Here is a 15,283-nt window from a genome sequence, read left to right as displayed (position 1 = left end):
GGAGAGCGACGAAGAAGAGTCCGACGAAGAGTCCGACGAAGGAGGAGCCGTGCCGGCACGCCTCGACCACACCATCGTCCACAGCCGCGACCGCTTCGCAGGCGCCCGCTTTCTCGCCGAGCTCATCGGAGAGCCCGAACCCAAGCCCTTCGGCCCCTTCGCGAGCCTGCCGCTGGCGGGCGGCGTCACTCTCGACTATCTCGACGAACGGGACACGATCGTCCCCCAGCACCTTGCCTTCCTGGTCTCGGAGGTGGAGTTCGACGAGATCTTCGCCCGGATAACCGAGCGCGAACTCCCTTACTGGGCCGATCCGATGCACGCGAGGCCCCAGCGGATCAACCACAACTTCGGAGGCCGTGGGGTCTACATCGACGACCCCGACGGTCACTCGCTCGAGTTCATCACCCACACCTACGTCATCGATTAGGCCTCGCCGTCCTGGGACTCCTCCGAGCGCCGCCGGCCGTGCAGCCACAGATCGTCGGCCGGGGTGGGCGCGAGCAGCTCGGCGAGGCCGCCGTCTATTCCGAGCTGCTCGGACTCAGAGCCGGGAGGGACCACCCGCAGGGTCCGCTCCAGCCAGGCGGAGACCACGGCGGCGGACGCCTCCAGGAGCGCGTCGCCGTCGGGGGAGCTGAGGGCCATCAGCACCACGCCGCGGCCGTCGACCTTGGTCGGCCAGATCCGGACGTCGCCCTCGCCGCTGGGCCTGAACACCCCCTCGACCAGCAGTTCACGGGCGAAGGTCCAGTTGACGGGGTTGTCGGAGCCGACGTGAAAGGTGATGTGCACGGCGTACGGATCGTCCGTGCGGTAGGTCAGCCGGGCCGGGACGGGGACGCTGAGTTCCGGCGACAGCACGAGGTTGAGCTCCAGATCGCGTTCCACCACGGTGTGCATAGCAGTGCTCTTCCCTTCCTGTACGAGGCCCTGTCGGCGGGCCTTGCAAGGAGAGAGCACGTACCCCGGCGGCTATGACGCGACTTTCGGGAACAACTTTCTCTGACCGCAAAGTGACCGGAAAGTGGTCCATACGGCAGGACCGGCCCGGGCGCGGGCGAGGGTCTGATAGATGTGGACCCTTGAATTGAGGCTCTCGAGGAGATACGGGACCACGGTGATGAGCGCCCCAACCCCGGCCACCGGCGACGGCAGCCCCACGCCCGGCTACTACCCCGATCCGTCCATCCCCGGATATGTCCGGTACTGGAACGGAGCGGCGTGGGTGCCCGGTACGAGCCGGCCCGCGCCGAAGACGGGCGAGGCGATGCCCACGGCCCCCGGCCCGGCTTCGTCCGGCGAACCCCCGGCGCCCCAGGCACACGCCCCCGCACCGGCCCGGCTGGAGGAGACCGGTCCGGTCTTCTTCGACGAGGAGCCGAACGACGAACCCTCGCGACCGGAGCCGGCCACCGCGTGGCAGGCCGACACGGCACGCCAGACCGGCTTCGGCGGCGACCGCGACAACCGGGTCTCCTGGGGCGGCGCCCCCGGCACCCAGGACCCGCGCACCGCGGCCGACCCGGGTCCGTCGGGCGCCACCGGTGCGTCCGCCGACCCGCGCCGTCCCGCCGCGTCGGGGGCTTCGGCCGATCCGTCGGGCGGCGCCCTGCCCGGCGTACGCTCCCTCGGCCCGGCATCCGGCGGTGAACCTCCCGTCGACGGCACCGTCGCGATGCGTGCGCTGCGGGCCGGTCAGGGTTCCCCCGCCGGTGCGCATCCGGCCGCCGCGGACCCGGGTGATTCCGCCCGCCGCCAGCAGGGGCCGCAGCCGCCGGCCGACGGCACGGTCACCATCCGGGCCCTGCGGGCAGACGGCAATCAGGGCGCCTCAGATGCCGAAGGGCTGTCTGTGCGGTCCATGACCCCGGGCGCGGCATCGGCCCCGACCGCGCCCGCCCAGCCCCAGCCGCAGACTCCGGCCCAGCGGATGCCGCAGCCCCAGGCGCCGGCCCAGCCGCAACAGCCTCAGACCCTCCAGGCGCAGGTGCCCGCGCAGAGCCAGCCGCCCATGACCGACGGACCCGGCGGCGGCTCGGCCTCCTGGGCGCAGCAGGTCCATCAGCTCGCCCGGGCGGGCGACGGCACTGGTGAGGCCGAGCAGCCCGTCGTGCCGTGGAAGCCGCCGGTCAACGACCCCTTCCTCCAGGCGGCCCAGGCCCAGGCCGCGGCCCGTCCCGCGGGGCTCGGCAGGCGTTTCGCCGCCCGGCTGATCGACACCCTGCTGCTCCTCGCGCTGGTGGGCGCGGTCTCCGCGCCCTTCGTGTCCCAGGCGCGCACTCATATCGACGAGAAGATCGAGGCGGCCAAGCAGTCGGGCGAGACGGTCACCGTCTGGCTCGTCGACGGCACCGTCGCGGGGCGGCTCGGCATCGTCCTCGGCGCGCTCCTGGTCCTCGGTGTGCTGTACGAGGCGCTGCCGACGGCCAGGTGGGGCCGCACCCTCGGCAAGAAGCTGTGCGGCATCAGGGTCTGGGACATCGAGTCCCACGAGCCGCCGTCCTTCGGGGCCGCGCTGCGCCGCTGGCTGGTCTACGGCGTGCTCGGGGTGATCGCCGTCGGAGTGCTCAATGTGCTGTGGTGTCTGTTCGACCGTCCGTGGCGGCAGTGCTGGCACGACAAGGCGGCCCACACCTTTGTGACTGGCTGACAGCTCTCGCCCTAGGTTCCCCCGAACGGCGCGCGAGCCGTTGCGGGGGCACTCCCGGCGCGGTGCACTGCCCCCATGAGCAACGACCAGCCGCCGCCCGATCAGCCGCCCGAGGACGACCCGTTCCGCAAAAAGCCACCGGAGACACCGCCGCCCTCGGCGGGTGGTCCTCAGGAGCCCCCGCCTCCCCAGGGACCGCCGCCGCCGGGCTCGCCGTACGACGGAGGCCGCGGCCAGCCCCCTCCCTACGATCCGGGCGCCTACGGCGGGGCGTACGGCGGAGCGGACCCGCTCGCCGGGATGCCGCCGCTCGCGGACTTCGGCAAGCGGTTCGTCGCCCGGGTCGTCGACACGCTGATCATCTTCGTGCCTCTGGCACTGATCTCGCTGCTTGCCGGCGGCTGGGACTTCGCGACCGACAACAGCGACGGCTGGGACGAGTTCACCGACGAGATGAACTCCGGCAGACAGTGGCTCTGGTCGCTCATCTCCCTGGTGGCGTACGTCGGTTACGACACCGTGATGACCAGCAGGAAGAACGGGCAGACCGTCGGCAAGTCCCTGATGAAGATCCGTGTCGCGATGCTCAACGACGGGAGCGTGCCCGACGCGTCCTCCTCGCTGATGCGCGCCGCGGTGCTCTGGGTGCCTGCGCTGGTCTGCTGCTTCTGCCTCTGGTGGATCGTCATCATCCTGACGATCCTGACCGACAAGCCGTACAAACAGGGTCTGCACGACAAGGCGGGAAAGACAGTGGTCGTGTCAGCGGCGCAGTGAGTGCTCGCCGACCCTTGCCTCGGCCCCCACGCGCGCGCGGGGCACGGGCACCCGGGTGGCGAGACCGTCGGCGGCGGCCGACGCGGTGGCGCGGGAGGCGGCGGCGCGGTTCGTACGGACCGTGTGGACCGCCTTCACCCTCCTCGCTCCTGCCCTGCCCATCGGCAGGGCGCATGCGACCAGCAGGCCGAGCGCCATCGAGCCGATGCCTATGGCGGCGACGCCCATGACCGCGCTGGGTCGGGTGAGCAGCAGCAAGGCGAGGGTCGAGAAGACGACGGTGGCCGAACCATAGGCAAGCTGTGCGGCAGTCGGACGCGGCATGACGGTATCCGTCCTCGGGACATGGTCAGGGGGTGTCTCTCAACGCGGTCGCACTGTCAAGTGACTCTACGACGGTGGATGCCCGGGAGGAACCAGCGGTAAGCGTGACCTAACCCACGGTGCCGGTGCATCGGGGGCGCACGGAGTCATCGACCGGCCAAGTGTTCAATCCTATGCGCCTGTTGTCCCATATGCCGGACGTCCGGCGGGAGTCCGGATACCGGAACTGCGCTCCTGCATAATGCAGTTGGCCTGTGCAAGTCAAGGTCTGTCTTTTCTCCCGCAACTCCGGTCGAATGTCGTCACTTGTGACGCGACACCGCGCGCGGACGACCCCACATCCGGTCCGCTGCGACGGGGCGCGGGGGAGGACAACATCAAGTGACCATCAAGCGACGGACGATCAGAGCGTCCGCGGTGCTCGTGGCTCTGGCCGCGACTGCCGCGTCGGCCTCGGCGTTCAGTAGCGCCCAGGCCGACGACAAGCGGCCGTCGGGTCCTGCGGGGATCGAGCGCCATGACCCGGCGCCGCGCCAGGGCCAGATCGAGCACGACCTCGAGGGTCCGTACAGCAAGCAGCAGGACCAGCAGCGCGAAGCCGCTCTGGAGCAGGTCATATCCGGCGACGCGACCGTGCAGCAGCGCGGCTCGTCCAAGGTCGTGAAGCTCGGCGACAAGAAGTACGTCGAGCTCGGCCGGGAGCGGACGGACAAGATCTTCACGATCCTGGTGGAGTTCGGCGACAAGGTCGACGACACCACGATGTTCGACCCGGACGGCCCGGACGGGCCCAAGCCCCCCGTCAAGAAGTACGGCGGCACTCCGGGCCCGCTGCACAACAAGATCGCCAAGCCGGACCGCAAGGTCGACAACTCCACGGCCTGGCAGGCGGACTACAACCAGCAGCACTTCCAGGACCTGTACTTCGGCACCGGCAAGGACAAGAAGGGGCAGCCGAAGCACTCCCTGAAGACCTACTACGAGAAGACCTCTTCGGGCCGTTACTCGGTCGACGGCGAGGTCGCCGACTGGGTCAAGGTCGACTACAACGAGGGCCGCTACGGCTCCAACTACTGCGGCCAGACCAACTGCTCCAACGTCTGGGACACGGTCAAGGACGGCGTCACCGCCTGGGCCGCGGACCAGAAGGCCAAGGGCCGTACGGACGAGCAGATCAAGGCGGACCTGTCCAAGTACGACCTCTGGGACCGCTACGACTTCGACGGCGACGGCAACTTCAACGAGCCCGACGGCTACATCGACCACTTCCAGATCGTCCACGCGGGCGAGGACGAGTCGGCGGGCGGCGGCGCCGAAGGCACCAACGCCCTGTGGGCGCACCGCTGGTACGCGTACGGCACCGACGCCGGCAAGACCGGCCCGGCGAACAACAAGTCCGGCGGCACCCAGATCGGCACGTCCGGCATCTGGGTCGGCGACTACACCATGCAGCCCGAGAACGGCGGCCTCGGTGTCTTCGCCCACGAGTACGGTCACGACCTCGGTCTGCCCGACCACTACGACACTTCGGGCGGCGGCGAGAACTCCACCGGCTTCTGGACGCTGATGTCCGGCGGTTCCTGGCTCGGCACCGGCAAGGACTCCATCGGCGACATGCCGGGCGACATGAACGCCTGGGACAAGCTGCAGCTGGGCTGGCTCAACTACGCCAAGGCCAAGGCGGCGACGAAGTCCACCCACACGCTGGGTGTGGCGGAGTACAACACCAAGAAGCCGCAGGCGCTTGTCGTCGAGCTTCCGAAGAAGGCCGTCACCACGACTGTCGTGAAGCCCGCCGAGGGCTCCAAGCAGTGGTGGAGCGACATGGGTGACAACCTCAAGAACACCCTCACCCGCTCGGTCGACCTCACCGGAAAGTCCAAGGCGTCCCTGGAGCTCTCGGGCTGGTGGGACATCGAGGCCGACTACGACTACCTCTACGCCGAGGTGTCGACGGACGGCGGCGCCAACTGGACGCCGGTGGACGGCACGGCCGACGGCAAGCCGATCACCCGCGACGCGTCCGACAAGCCGGCGCTGACCGGTGCGTCGGGCGCGTACAAGAAGCTGGCGTACTCGCTGGACGCCTACGCGGGCAAGAAGTTCGACGTCCGCTTCCGCTACCAGACCGACGGCGGCGCGGGCGGCAAGGGCTTCGCGGCCGACGCCCTGAGCGTGGTGGCGGACGGCACGCCGCTGTTCACCGACAACGCCGAGGGTGACGACGCGGGCTGGACCGCGAAGGGCTTCTCGCGCATCGGTGAGTCCTTCACCAAGGAGTACGAGCAGTACTACCTGGCCGAGAACCGTCAGTACGTGTCGTACGACAAGACCCTCAAGGTCGGTCCGTACAACTTCGGTTTCAAGGCGCCGAAGGATGCCTGGGTCGAGCACTACCCGTACCAGAACGGCCTGATGATCTGGTACTGGGACACCTCCCAGAAGGACAACAACACCAGCCAGCACCCGGGCCAGGGTCTGGTCCTCCCGGTGGACGCGCACCCGAAGGCCATGAAGTGGGCCGACGGCACGCTGATGCGGAACAAGATCCAGTCGTTCGACTCGCCCTTCAGCCTGCGGCCGACCGACGGCTTCACGCTGCACAAGGCGGACGTCGCGCTGAGGATCAAGCCGCAGGCCGGCAACCCGGTCTTCGACGACCGCAAGGGTGTCTACTGGTTCGCCGAGAATCCGACGGCGGGTGTCAAGGTCACTGACACCAACACCAAGATCTCGGTCCTGCGCGAGCCGCTGAACGGCCAGACGATCACGGTCAGGGTTGGTCCTTCGACCCGGTAATTTCGTGTAGTCACAGGTCAGAGCATGATCGGCCGTCGCCCTCTAGCGGGCGGCGGCCGATCGTGTTTAGGTGCGTCCTACGAGGTTCCTATTGACACGGCATCTAACGGGGGAGTGGTCCAGCGTGCCCGGCGGAGGTTTCAGCAAGCTGCCGAACGGCAGTGTGGTGGTCGCGCTCAGCCTGCCCAGTCCGGCGGACGACGGCAGCACGGTCCGCTTTCTCGTCCACGCGGTGAACCGTGCCAGGGCGCTGACACGGCTGCGGAATCTGGGCCTGCGGGCGGTGTACCTGCGGGGCAACGCGGAACCGCCGACCCCGGACGAGATCACGGCGGTGCTGCACCACCCGGACGGCCTGCTGTGGCGGACGACGCCGGCCGACCACAAGGAGCTGTGGCACCCGATACGGGCGCTGCTGAGGCCGAGGAGCTGGGGCGCCGCTCCGGAGGTCCCGAAGGCCCCTGATCTTGCGCCCCAGGCGCCGCCGAGGCTGACGCTGCCCCAGCCCGACCCGGTGCGCCGCCCCGAACCGCGCGCGCCCATCGCGGGCAGCGCGTGAGGTCCTTCGGCTGAGGCGGGGTCCGCCTGCGGCGGGACTGTTCCCCTACCCGCCCCTTCCCGAACTGGGGCTCCGCCCCAGACCCCGCGCCTCAAACGCCGGCGGGGCTGATATGTGCGGCTGGGCCGCACATATCAGCCCGTCCGGCGATTGAGGACATGCGGCCGAAGGTCGCATACGGGGGCCCGGGGGCGAAGCCCCCAGTTCGCGCCGCGAAGCGGGCGCAGGGGTCTGGGGGCTTGCCCCCAGTTACGGGAAGGGGCGGGGTGGGGAACAACCCCCCGTTACACCACCGGCTTGCCGGACAGCTCCACCCCCGCCGCCCGCAACTCCTCCAGCGCCCTCTCCGTCGTCGCCTCCGCGACCCCCGCCGTCAGATCCAGCAGCACATGCGTTGTGAAGCCCTCCCGGACCGCGTCCAGCGCCGTCGCCCGTACGCAGTGGTCCGTCGCGATGCCGACCACGTCGACCTCGCTGACATCCCGCGCCCGCAGCCACTGCGCAAGCGTCGTGCCGTTCTCGTCCGTGCCCTCGAAGCCGCTGTACGCCGCCGCGTACGCCCCCTTGTCGAAGACCGTGTCGATCGCGCCGGAGGCGACCGCCGGAGCGAAGTTCGGGTGGAAGCCGACCCCCTCCGTGCCGGCGACGCAGTGGGGCGGCCAGGTGCGCACGTAGTCCGGGTGGTCGGAGAAGTGGTCGCCAGGCTCGATGTGGTGGTCGCGGGTGGCCACGACATGGCGGTAGCCCGGCTGGGCCTGACCGACCAGATCAGTGATCGCGGCAGCGACATCGGCACCCCCCGCCACCGCGAGGCTGCCGCCCTCGCAGAAGTCGTTCTGAACGTCCACGACGATCAAGGCGCGGTGCATGACGGGTGTCCTTCGATGGGGTGGGGCGGGGAAGGTACGGGAAGTTACTGAGCCTAGAGACTCGGTCGGCCCGGCGGGAGGGGGCTCACACGGTGTTCAGACGTACTCCGTGGGAAGGACCGGTTCCCCCCTGGACAGCTGCATCGCGGACAACGGCAGCCCCGCCCGTACCGCGATGTGCCGCTCGCGCGCCGCGTCCAGCGGCTCGCGGGCCACGATGGCGCCCCCCTTGACCAGCTCGACCAGCAGCTGCTGGTCCATGAGCTCGGCCGGCACATCGCCGGTGCCGATCACCTCGGCCTCGGCGACCCCTTCCGTATCGAGGCGCCGCGCGGCCCACTTGCGGCCGCCGATGGACAGCTTGCCGCCGAGCGACTTTTTCGCCACCGGCTCCAGCGGGGCCTTCGCATCGGCCGAACGGGCCCGGGCGACGAGCTTGTAGACCATCGAGCAGGTGGGGTGCCCGCTGCCGGTGACCAGCTGTGTTCCCACGCCGTACGCGTCCACGGGCGCGGCGGCCAGTGAGGCGATGGCGTACTCGTCCAGGTCGGAGGTGACCACGATCTTGGTGTTGACGGCGCCGAGCTCGTCCAGCTGTGCCCGCACCCGGTGCGCGACCAGCAGCAGGTCGCCGGAGTCGATGCGTACGGCCCCGAGCTCGGGTCCCGCGATGTCCACGGCGGTGCGGACGGCCTCGGCAACGTCGTAGGTGTCGACCAGCAGCGTGGTGCCCCGGCCGAGTGAGGCGACCTGCGCCCGGAAGGCGTCGCGCTCGCTGTCGTGCAGCAGTGTGAAGGCGTGCGCGCTGGTGCCGACCGTCGGAATGGCGTAGCGGAAGCCCGCCGCCAGGTCGGAGGTGGAGTTGAAGCCGCCGACGTAGGCGGCCCGGGACGATGCGACCGCGGCGAGCTCGTGCGTACGCCGTGCGCCCATCTCGATCAGCCGGCGCCCGCCGGCGGCCACCGACATCCTCGACGCCGCGGCCGCGATGGCCGAGTCGTGGTTGAGGATCGAGAGGATCACGGTCTCCAGCAGGACGCACTCGGCGAAGGAGCCCTCGACCCGCAGGATCGGCGAGCCCGGGAAGTAGACCTCGCCCTCCGGGTAGCCCCAGATGTCGCCGCCGAAGCGGTACGAGGCGAGCCACTGCAGCGTCGGCTCGTCGACGATCTGCTGTTCGCGCAGAAAGCGCAGCACGCCCGCGTCGAAGCGGAAGTTCTCGACGGCGTCGAGGACCCGTCCGGTGCCCGCGACGACGCCGTAGCGGCGGCCTTCGGGCAGTCGGCGGGTGAACACTTCGAAGACGGAGCGGCGGTCGGCCGTGCCCGCCTTGAGGGCCGCCTGAAGCATCGTGAGCTCGTACTGGTCGGTGAAGAGCGCTGTCGACGGCACGTCCACCGGCAGCCCAAGGTCCGCAGGGTTCATACGGCGGATGCTACCGCACATCTCGTCAGAGTGACGAGATGTGGGAGTCGTTTGTGCGATGAGCCCTCCCGGGTGGCAGCATGGACCAGGTGAGTGTTGCTCCCACAGAGATCGAACGCCCTGAGTCGGCGGAAGAGACCTTCGTCGTACCCGAGCCCGACGTGCCGTGGGTGACGCTCGTGCACAACGACCCGGTGAACCTCATGAGCTACGTCACCTACGTCTTCCAGGCCTACTTCGGCTACCCCAAGGACAAGGCGCACAAGCTGATGCTCGACGTCCATCACAAGGGACGCGCCGTCGTCTCCAGCGGCAGCCGCGAGGAAATGGAGCGCGACGTGCAGGCCATGCACGGTTACGGCCTGTGGGCGACCCTCTCCCAGGACCGCGGCTGATGGCATCACACTTCGAGCCCATCCCCGGCGGTGGCGCCGCCGTCGCGCTCGACGAGGTCGAGATCTCCATCCTGCGCTCGCTGGCCGTACAGCTCCTCGAGCTGATCGGGCCCGGTGACGAGCCGGTCGAGGGCGAGGACCCGCTGGCCGCCCTCTTCGCCGAGGGGCCGAGCGAGCCGCCCACGGACCCGGCGCTCGCCCGCCTCTTCCCGGAGGCGTACGCCGGACCCGATGCCGACGAGCAGGACGAGGAACTGCGCTCGCTCTCCGCGGAGTTCAGGCGTTTCACCGAGAACGATCTGCGCTCCCGCAAGCGCGACGACGCCCTCACGGTCGTGCGCACCCTCGACTCGCTGACCGCCGCCGGCGACGGCGGCGCCGTACTGAAGCTGACGGCAGACGACTGTCAGCGCTGGCTCGGCTCCCTCAACGACCTGCGCCTGACCATCGGCACCCGGCTCGACGTGAGCGACGAGGACGAGAACGGCGAGCTGTACCGGCTGCCGGACACCGACCCGCGCAAGCCGATGGTGATGGCGTATCTCTGGCTCGGCGCGCTCCAGGAGACGCTCGTCGAGACGTTGCTGCCCTGACGCTCCGAGGCCCCGCGCTGTTCGCTCAACGGACACTCAAATCCGGATAACGATCCCGTCACCGCATCGGCATGCTTTGCCGCGGCGAGGGAGTTATGTCCGCTTCTTTCTGTGGTGTGCGCCACAATCTCCGGGGCTGACCGCTGTTACAGCCGTGATAAATCTTCACGACCGCCCGAGGGACGCCACCCATGTCCCCGGGGGCGCTTGGGCCGGCAGACCGCCGGTAGCACTCCATCCACATCCGGGGGGATCACGACCTGGTCCGCAGTCGCGCGGCAGTCGCGGCGGGCGGATCAGCATGGAGAAAGGGCGCATCACCATGACCTCACTGCAGGTCGACAAGCACGATCGCAATGAGGCCGCGGGGTCCGCGGCGGGCACGGACGAGGGCTATCAGCGCGGACTGGGTGCTCGTCAGATCCAGATGATCGCGATCGGCGGGGCCATCGGCACCGGTCTGTTCCTCGGCGCGGGCAAAGCCATTTCCAAGGCCGGACCCAGCCTCATCCTGGCCTACGCCATCGCGGGCCTGGTCATCTTCTTCATCATGCGGGCGCTGGGTGAACTGCTCATGTACCGCCCGGTCTCGGGGTCCTTCTCCGAGTACGCGCGCGAATTCGTGGGCCCCTTCGCGGGTTTCGTGACCGGATGGACGTACTGGCTCTTCTGGGTCGTCACCGGCATCACCGAAGTCACCGCGGCCGCCACCTATATGACGTACTGGTGGGACATCCCCCAATGGCTGTCCGCACTCGTCTTCACGATCATCCTGTACGGCGCGAACCTCATCTCCGTGAAGCTCTTCGGTGAGCTGGAGTTCTGGTTCTCGATGGTCAAGGTGACCGCCATCATCGGCATGATCCTGATCTGCGCCGGTGTGCTCACGCTCGGCTTCTCCGACGCCGGCGACACCGCGTCCGTGACCCACCTGTGGTCCGACGGCGGCTTCTTCCCCAAGGGCATCGGCGGCACGCTGATGACCCTGCAGATCGTGATGTTCGCCTTCCTCGCGGTCGAGTTGGTCGGTGTTACGGCCGGTGAGTCCAAGGACCCCGAGAAGACCCTCCCCAAGGCCATCAACACCGTGCCGTGGCGTATCGCCGTCTTCTACGTCGGCGCGCTGATCATGATCCTGTCGGTGGTCCCGTGGACCCACTTCCAGCCCGGCATCTCGCCGTTCGTCGCCGCCTTCGAGCAGATGGGCCTCGGCGTCGGAGCGGCGATCGTCAACTTCGTCGTCCTCACCGCGGCGCTCTCGTCCTGCAACTCCGGCATGTACTCCACCGGCCGCATGCTGCGCGACCTGGCGCTCAACGGACAGGGCCCCAAGGCCTTCACCAAGCTGACGAAGAGCGGCACGCCGCTGGCCGGCACCACCTTCTCCGCGGCACTGATGCTGGTCGGCGTCTGGATCAACTACCAGTGGCCGGGCGACGCGTTCAACTACGTCGTCTCCTTCGCGACCATCTCCGGCATGTGGGCCTGGATCATGATCCTGGTCTGCCAGATCCGCTACCGCGCCAAGGCGGACCGCGGCGAGGTGCCGCAGTCCACGTTCCGGGCGCCCGGCGCCCCGTACACCAGCTGGTTCGCGCTGCTGTTCATCTGCATGGTCATCGTGATGATGGGCATCGACAAGGACGCGCGGATCTCGCTGTACTGCGCACCGCTGTGGGGCCTGATCCTCGGCGTCTCCTACGTGGTGCTGCGCAGGCGCAACCCGCAGGGCGCGGCCTTCATCAAGCGCTGACACCCCTGCGTGGCGTCCCTGGCGTCCAGCATTCGGGCGGGCTCGTACCAGTCTCCGGTACGGGCCCGCCCTCTGCTTATCCTGTCGCTCATGCTGACCATCACCGAGGCCCTGTACGACCAGATCGTCGCGCACGCCCGCGCCGACCACCCTGACGAGGCCTGCGGCGTGGTCGCGGGCCCCGAGGGCAGCGGCCGTCCCGAGCGCTTCATCCCGATGCTGAACGCCGCGCGCTCGCCCACGTTCTACGAGTTCGACTCGGCGGATCTGCTGAAGCTCTATCGGGAGCTGGACGACCGCGACGAAGAGCCGGTGATCATCTACCACTCGCACACCGCGACCGAGGCGTATCCCTCGCGTACGGACATCAGCTACGCGAACGAGCCCGGCGCGCACTACGTCCTGGTCTCCACCGCGGACTCCGACGGTGCGGGGCCGTTCCAGTTCCGCTCTTTCCGCATTGTGAACGGCGAGGTCACCGAGGAAGACATCAAGGTCGTCGAGGCGTACTGAGCCCGCGGGACGCAGTCCCCTTCCGCATGCTGAGCGGAAATCGTCCAGCATGCGAGATCACATACCGGAACCCGGACCGGGAATCGATACGATGACCGCATGGTTCCCCATGACGTGAGCGACAGGACGCCGGGCACGCCGCTGCTCGTTGCGCGGCTGCACGTCGACCTGTGCCGTCTCGCAAGCGCGATGTGTACGGCCCGCGCTGCGCTCTGAGCGCGCATCCACCGCACCACCCCCTGCGCGGGGGGACAGAGCCGCGCGCCCCTTACGCACCCCGCACTCCCGACAGGAGCCCATGTCATGGCCATCGAGGTCCGCATCCCGACCATCCTCCGTACGTACACCGACGGCGCCAAGGCCGTCGAGGGCAGCGGTGACACGCTCGCCGACCTCTTCGCCGACCTCGAGACCCGGCACAACGGCATCCAGGAGCGCATCGTGGACGGCGACCAGCTGCGCCGCTTCGTGAACGTGTACCTGAACGACGAGGACGTCCGCTTCCTGGACGGCATCTCCACCAAGCTCGCCCACGGCGACAGCGTCACGATCCTTCCTGCAGTCGCCGGAGGATCTGCCGCGGCGAAGCCGCGTCCGGCTGGGGTGGCGGCCGGGCGACGGGTGGGAATGCGCTGATGCGGTACGACTCCCCGCTGGCAGCGGTCGGGAACACCCCGCTGGTCCGCCTGCCACGGCTGTCCCCCTCGGAGGAGGTCCGTATCTGGGCCAAGCTCGAGGACCGCAACCCGACCGGCTCGATCAAGGACCGCCCGGCGCTCCACATGATCGAGCAGGCGGAGAAGGACGGCCGCCTGACGCCGGGCTGCACGATCCTGGAGCCGACGTCGGGGAACACGGGTATCTCGCTCGCCATGGCGGCGAAGCTCAAGGGCTACCGCATGGTGTGCGTGATGCCGGAGAACACCTCCCAGGAGCGGCGCGATCTGCTCGCGATGTGGGGCGCGGAGATCATCTCGTCCCCGGCGGCGGGAGGGTCGAACACGGCGGTCCGCGTCGCCAAGGAACTGGCCGCGCAGAACCCCGCCTGGGTGATGCTCTACCAGTACGGCAACCCGCACAACGCGGGCGCGCACTACGCCACGACCGGCCCGGAGATCCTGGCCGACCTGCCCTCGATCACCCACTTCGTGGCGGGCCTGGGCACGACGGGCACGCTGATGGGGGTCGGCCGCTTCCTGCGCGAGCAGAAGCCCAGCATCAAGATCGTCGCCGCGGAGCCGCGGTACGACGACCTGGTCTACGGCCTGCGCAACCTGGACGAGGGCTTCGTCCCCGAGCTGTACGACGCCTCGGTCCTGACGACCCGCTTCTCGGTGGGCTCGGCCGACGCGGTCACGCGCACGCGTGAACTCCTCCAGCAGGAGGGCATCTTCGCGGGCGTCTCGACGGGAGCGGCGTTGCACGCGGCGATCGGCGTCGGCAAGAAGGCGGTGGCGGCGGGCGAAGAGGCGGACATCGTGTTCGTGGTCGCGGACGGCGGCTGGAAGTACCTGTCGACGGGCGTCTACACGGCCCGCACAACGGAAGAGGCCATCGCGGCGCTGCAGGGCCAGCTCTGGGCGTAGCGGCATGCGCCGCGCGGCGTCTGTGCCCCCGCGGTGCGGCGGGGGCGCCATGCCGGGCCCGCAGGGCACAAGGGCCCCGAGCGCCGCGAAGGCGGCGCCGCGGCGCGCGCAGATGACGCGCCCGCGAGGCCGACGCCTCGGCGCCCCCCGGGCCGCACGGCGGGCCCGCGGGGCCACAGACCCCTCGCGCCGCGAAGCGGCGTTCCTGCGGAGCCGCACCAAAGTCCTGGCGACGCGAGCCAGTCCGGCCGTCCCGAGCGCCCCCGGGCCATGCCTCGGCGCGGGCGGCAAAGTCCGCAGTCGGCGTCCCCCAGGGTGGTGTGGGACATCAGCCCGTTTCGAGTCCGAGCCACCGGAATCTCAGCACCGCGCCGCCGCGAGGCCGCGCGCGGTTCATGGCGCGAAGGGCGCGCCATGGTGCGCCCGCCTGCATGCGGGCGCGGAGCCCTCGCGCCGCGAAGCGGGCGTTCCCGCCGAACCGCGTCAGCTGTCCCGAGCGCCCCGGCGCGGGCCGCCTCCCGGGGTGTGGGGCGGCAGCCCCACCGAAACCCACCCCCGGGTGCCCCCCCGCGCGCCGCGTAGCCAGCGTTCCTGCCGAACCGCGTCGGCTGTCCCGAGCGCCCCGGCGCGGGCCGCCTCCCGGGGTGTGGGGCGGCAGCCCCACCGAAACCCACCCCCGGGTGCCCCCCCCCGCGCGCCGCGTAGCCGGCGTTCCTGCCGAACCGCGTCAGCTGTCCCGAGCGCCCCGGGCCGGCGCCTCGGAGCGGACGACGCGAGTCGTGCCTCGGTTCCCCCGGCCGTTGCGCCGCGAAGCCGGCGCCTCCCAGGTGTGGGGCGTCAGCCCCACCGAAACCCACCCCCGGGTGGCCGGCGAACCCGGACTTCCCCGCGATGCGGCGTCAGCACGCAGCACCCCGCCGCCGCGGGGGGCCGCAGCCCCCTCGCGCCGCGAAGCGGGCGCATCCCGGGGTGTGGGGCGTCAGCCCCGCACAAACCGACCCCCGGGGTCCGGGGCTTGCCCCCGGTTCAGGGGAGGG

The 15,283-nt window shown here is 69.9% G+C and carries 15 protein-coding genes and 1 pseudogene; 12 read left to right on the top strand and 4 right to left on the bottom strand.

The window, feature by feature from the left end; genetic code table 11:
* Window positions 1-49: 49 nt before the first annotated feature.
* Window positions 50-430 carry a VOC family protein gene (locus OG741_RS15735; protein ID WP_405598266.1) on the top strand — a complete coding sequence of 127 codons (381 nt, stop codon included), beginning with the start codon at window positions 50-52 and terminating at the stop codon, window positions 428-430.
* Here OG741_RS15735 and OG741_RS15730 read toward each other — a convergent pair.
* Entirely contained in the window at window positions 427-903 is a 477-nt protein-coding gene (locus OG741_RS15730; protein ID WP_266476007.1) for an SsgA family sporulation/cell division regulator, read from the bottom strand. The genes OG741_RS15735 and OG741_RS15730 overlap by 4 nt on opposite strands.
* Window positions 904-1,123: 220 nt before the next feature.
* On the opposite strand from OG741_RS15730, the gene OG741_RS15725 reads away from it, so the two are divergent.
* Both OG741_RS15725 and OG741_RS15720 read left to right on the top strand, forming a co-directional pair.
* Window positions 1,124-2,653: an RDD family protein gene (locus OG741_RS15725; protein WP_405598265.1), complete on the top strand. Its 1,530-nt coding sequence runs from the start codon at window positions 1,124-1,126 to the stop codon at window positions 2,651-2,653.
* A gap of 75 nt (window positions 2,654-2,728) precedes the next feature.
* Window positions 2,729-3,430 (top strand): RDD family protein, encoded by a 702-nt coding sequence (locus OG741_RS15720; protein ID WP_405598263.1) that lies wholly within the window; start codon window positions 2,729-2,731, stop codon window positions 3,428-3,430.
* Here OG741_RS15720 and OG741_RS15715 read toward each other — a convergent pair.
* Window positions 3,416-3,754, bottom strand: coding sequence for a hypothetical protein (locus OG741_RS15715; RefSeq protein ID WP_405598260.1), 339 nt, complete (start codon window positions 3,752-3,754; stop codon window positions 3,416-3,418). The two genes, OG741_RS15720 and OG741_RS15715, sit on opposite strands and share 15 nt — an antisense overlap.
* 381 nt (window positions 3,755-4,135) lie before the next feature.
* On the opposite strand from OG741_RS15715, the gene OG741_RS15710 reads away from it, so the two are divergent.
* Window positions 4,136-6,553, top strand: coding sequence for an immune inhibitor A domain-containing protein (locus OG741_RS15710; protein ID WP_405598258.1), 2,418 nt, complete (start codon window positions 4,136-4,138; stop codon window positions 6,551-6,553).
* Window positions 6,554-6,677: 124 nt separating this feature from the next.
* Window positions 6,678-6,974, top strand: a pseudogene (locus tag OG741_RS15705) (hypothetical protein); the annotation flags it as partial.
* Between the two features lie 422 nt (window positions 6,975-7,396).
* Here the strand turns inward: OG741_RS15705 and OG741_RS15700 are convergent.
* Both OG741_RS15700 and OG741_RS15695 read right to left on the bottom strand, forming a co-directional pair.
* Window positions 7,397-7,981 (bottom strand): isochorismatase family protein, encoded by a 585-nt coding sequence (locus OG741_RS15700; protein ID WP_405598256.1) that lies wholly within the window; start codon window positions 7,979-7,981, stop codon window positions 7,397-7,399.
* 96 nt (window positions 7,982-8,077) lie between these two features.
* The gene (locus OG741_RS15695; protein ID WP_405598254.1) at window positions 8,078-9,406 is read right to left on the bottom strand and encodes a nicotinate phosphoribosyltransferase; all 1,329 of its coding nucleotides are present in this window, start codon (window positions 9,404-9,406) and stop codon (window positions 8,078-8,080) included.
* An 80-nt stretch (window positions 9,407-9,486) separates the two neighbouring features.
* Between OG741_RS15695 and clpS the strand changes: the two genes are divergently transcribed.
* The 7 genes from clpS to OG741_RS15660 all read left to right on the top strand — a co-directional run bounded on the left by clpS (window position 9,487) and on the right by OG741_RS15660 (window position 14,246).
* Window positions 9,487-9,801, top strand: coding sequence for an ATP-dependent Clp protease adapter ClpS (gene clpS, locus OG741_RS15690; RefSeq protein ID WP_405598251.1), 315 nt, complete (start codon window positions 9,487-9,489; stop codon window positions 9,799-9,801).
* Window positions 9,801-10,394 (top strand): DUF2017 domain-containing protein, encoded by a 594-nt coding sequence (locus tag OG741_RS15685; protein WP_405598249.1) that lies wholly within the window; start codon window positions 9,801-9,803, stop codon window positions 10,392-10,394. Before clpS ends, OG741_RS15685 begins: the two co-directional genes overlap by 1 nt.
* 322 nt (window positions 10,395-10,716) lie before the next feature.
* Complete coding sequence (locus OG741_RS15680) at window positions 10,717-12,147, top strand: amino acid permease (protein WP_324989625.1); 1,431 nt, start codon at window positions 10,717-10,719, stop codon at window positions 12,145-12,147.
* A 90-nt stretch (window positions 12,148-12,237) separates the two neighbouring features.
* Window positions 12,238-12,660 carry a Mov34/MPN/PAD-1 family protein gene (locus OG741_RS15675; RefSeq protein ID WP_405598246.1) on the top strand — a complete coding sequence of 141 codons (423 nt, stop codon included), beginning with the start codon at window positions 12,238-12,240 and terminating at the stop codon, window positions 12,658-12,660.
* Between the two features lie 99 nt (window positions 12,661-12,759).
* Complete coding sequence (locus tag OG741_RS15670; protein ID WP_323136021.1) at window positions 12,760-12,876, top strand: putative leader peptide; 117 nt, start codon at window positions 12,760-12,762, stop codon at window positions 12,874-12,876.
* Window positions 12,877-12,963: 87 nt separating this feature from the next.
* Window positions 12,964-13,296 carry a MoaD/ThiS family protein gene (locus OG741_RS15665; protein ID WP_405598242.1) on the top strand — a complete coding sequence of 111 codons (333 nt, stop codon included), beginning with the start codon at window positions 12,964-12,966 and terminating at the stop codon, window positions 13,294-13,296.
* Window positions 13,296-14,246: a PLP-dependent cysteine synthase family protein gene (locus OG741_RS15660; protein ID WP_405598239.1), complete on the top strand. Its 951-nt coding sequence runs from the start codon at window positions 13,296-13,298 to the stop codon at window positions 14,244-14,246. The genes OG741_RS15665 and OG741_RS15660 overlap by 1 nt, the downstream gene beginning before the upstream one ends.
* Window positions 14,247-15,283: the final 1,037 nt, after the last annotated feature.

Source organism: Streptomyces sp. NBC_01410, from assembly GCF_045040195.1.
Taxonomy (GTDB): domain Bacteria; phylum Actinomycetota; class Actinomycetes; order Streptomycetales; family Streptomycetaceae; genus Streptomyces.
This window is presented reverse-complemented; position numbering and strand designations above follow the sequence as displayed.

Coding starts and splice junctions, on each gene's coding strand:
- OG741_RS15700 (WP_405598256.1), bottom strand. CDS start 7,981: ATGCACCGCGCCTTGATCGTCGTGGACGTTCAGAACGACTTCTGCGAG.
- clpS (WP_405598251.1), top strand. CDS start 9,487: ATGGACCAGGTGAGTGTTGCTCCCACAGAGATCGAACGCCCTGAGTCG.
- OG741_RS15665 (WP_405598242.1), top strand. CDS start 12,964: ATGGCCATCGAGGTCCGCATCCCGACCATCCTCCGTACGTACACCGAC.
- OG741_RS15730 (WP_266476007.1), bottom strand. CDS start 903: ATGCACACCGTGGTGGAACGCGATCTGGAGCTCAACCTCGTGCTGTCG.
- OG741_RS15715 (WP_405598260.1), bottom strand. CDS start 3,754: ATGCCGCGTCCGACTGCCGCACAGCTTGCCTATGGTTCGGCCACCGTC.
- OG741_RS15695 (WP_405598254.1), bottom strand. CDS start 9,406: ATGAACCCTGCGGACCTTGGGCTGCCGGTGGACGTGCCGTCGACAGCG.
- OG741_RS15720 (WP_405598263.1), top strand. CDS start 2,729: ATGAGCAACGACCAGCCGCCGCCCGATCAGCCGCCCGAGGACGACCCG.
- OG741_RS15670 (WP_323136021.1), top strand. CDS start 12,760: ATGGTTCCCCATGACGTGAGCGACAGGACGCCGGGCACGCCGCTGCTC.
- OG741_RS15660 (WP_405598239.1), top strand. CDS start 13,296: ATGCGGTACGACTCCCCGCTGGCAGCGGTCGGGAACACCCCGCTGGTC.
- OG741_RS15725 (WP_405598265.1), top strand. CDS start 1,124: ATGAGCGCCCCAACCCCGGCCACCGGCGACGGCAGCCCCACGCCCGGC.
- OG741_RS15685 (WP_405598249.1), top strand. CDS start 9,801: ATGGCATCACACTTCGAGCCCATCCCCGGCGGTGGCGCCGCCGTCGCG.
- OG741_RS15675 (WP_405598246.1), top strand. CDS start 12,238: ATGCTGACCATCACCGAGGCCCTGTACGACCAGATCGTCGCGCACGCC.
- OG741_RS15680 (WP_324989625.1), top strand. CDS start 10,717: ATGACCTCACTGCAGGTCGACAAGCACGATCGCAATGAGGCCGCGGGG.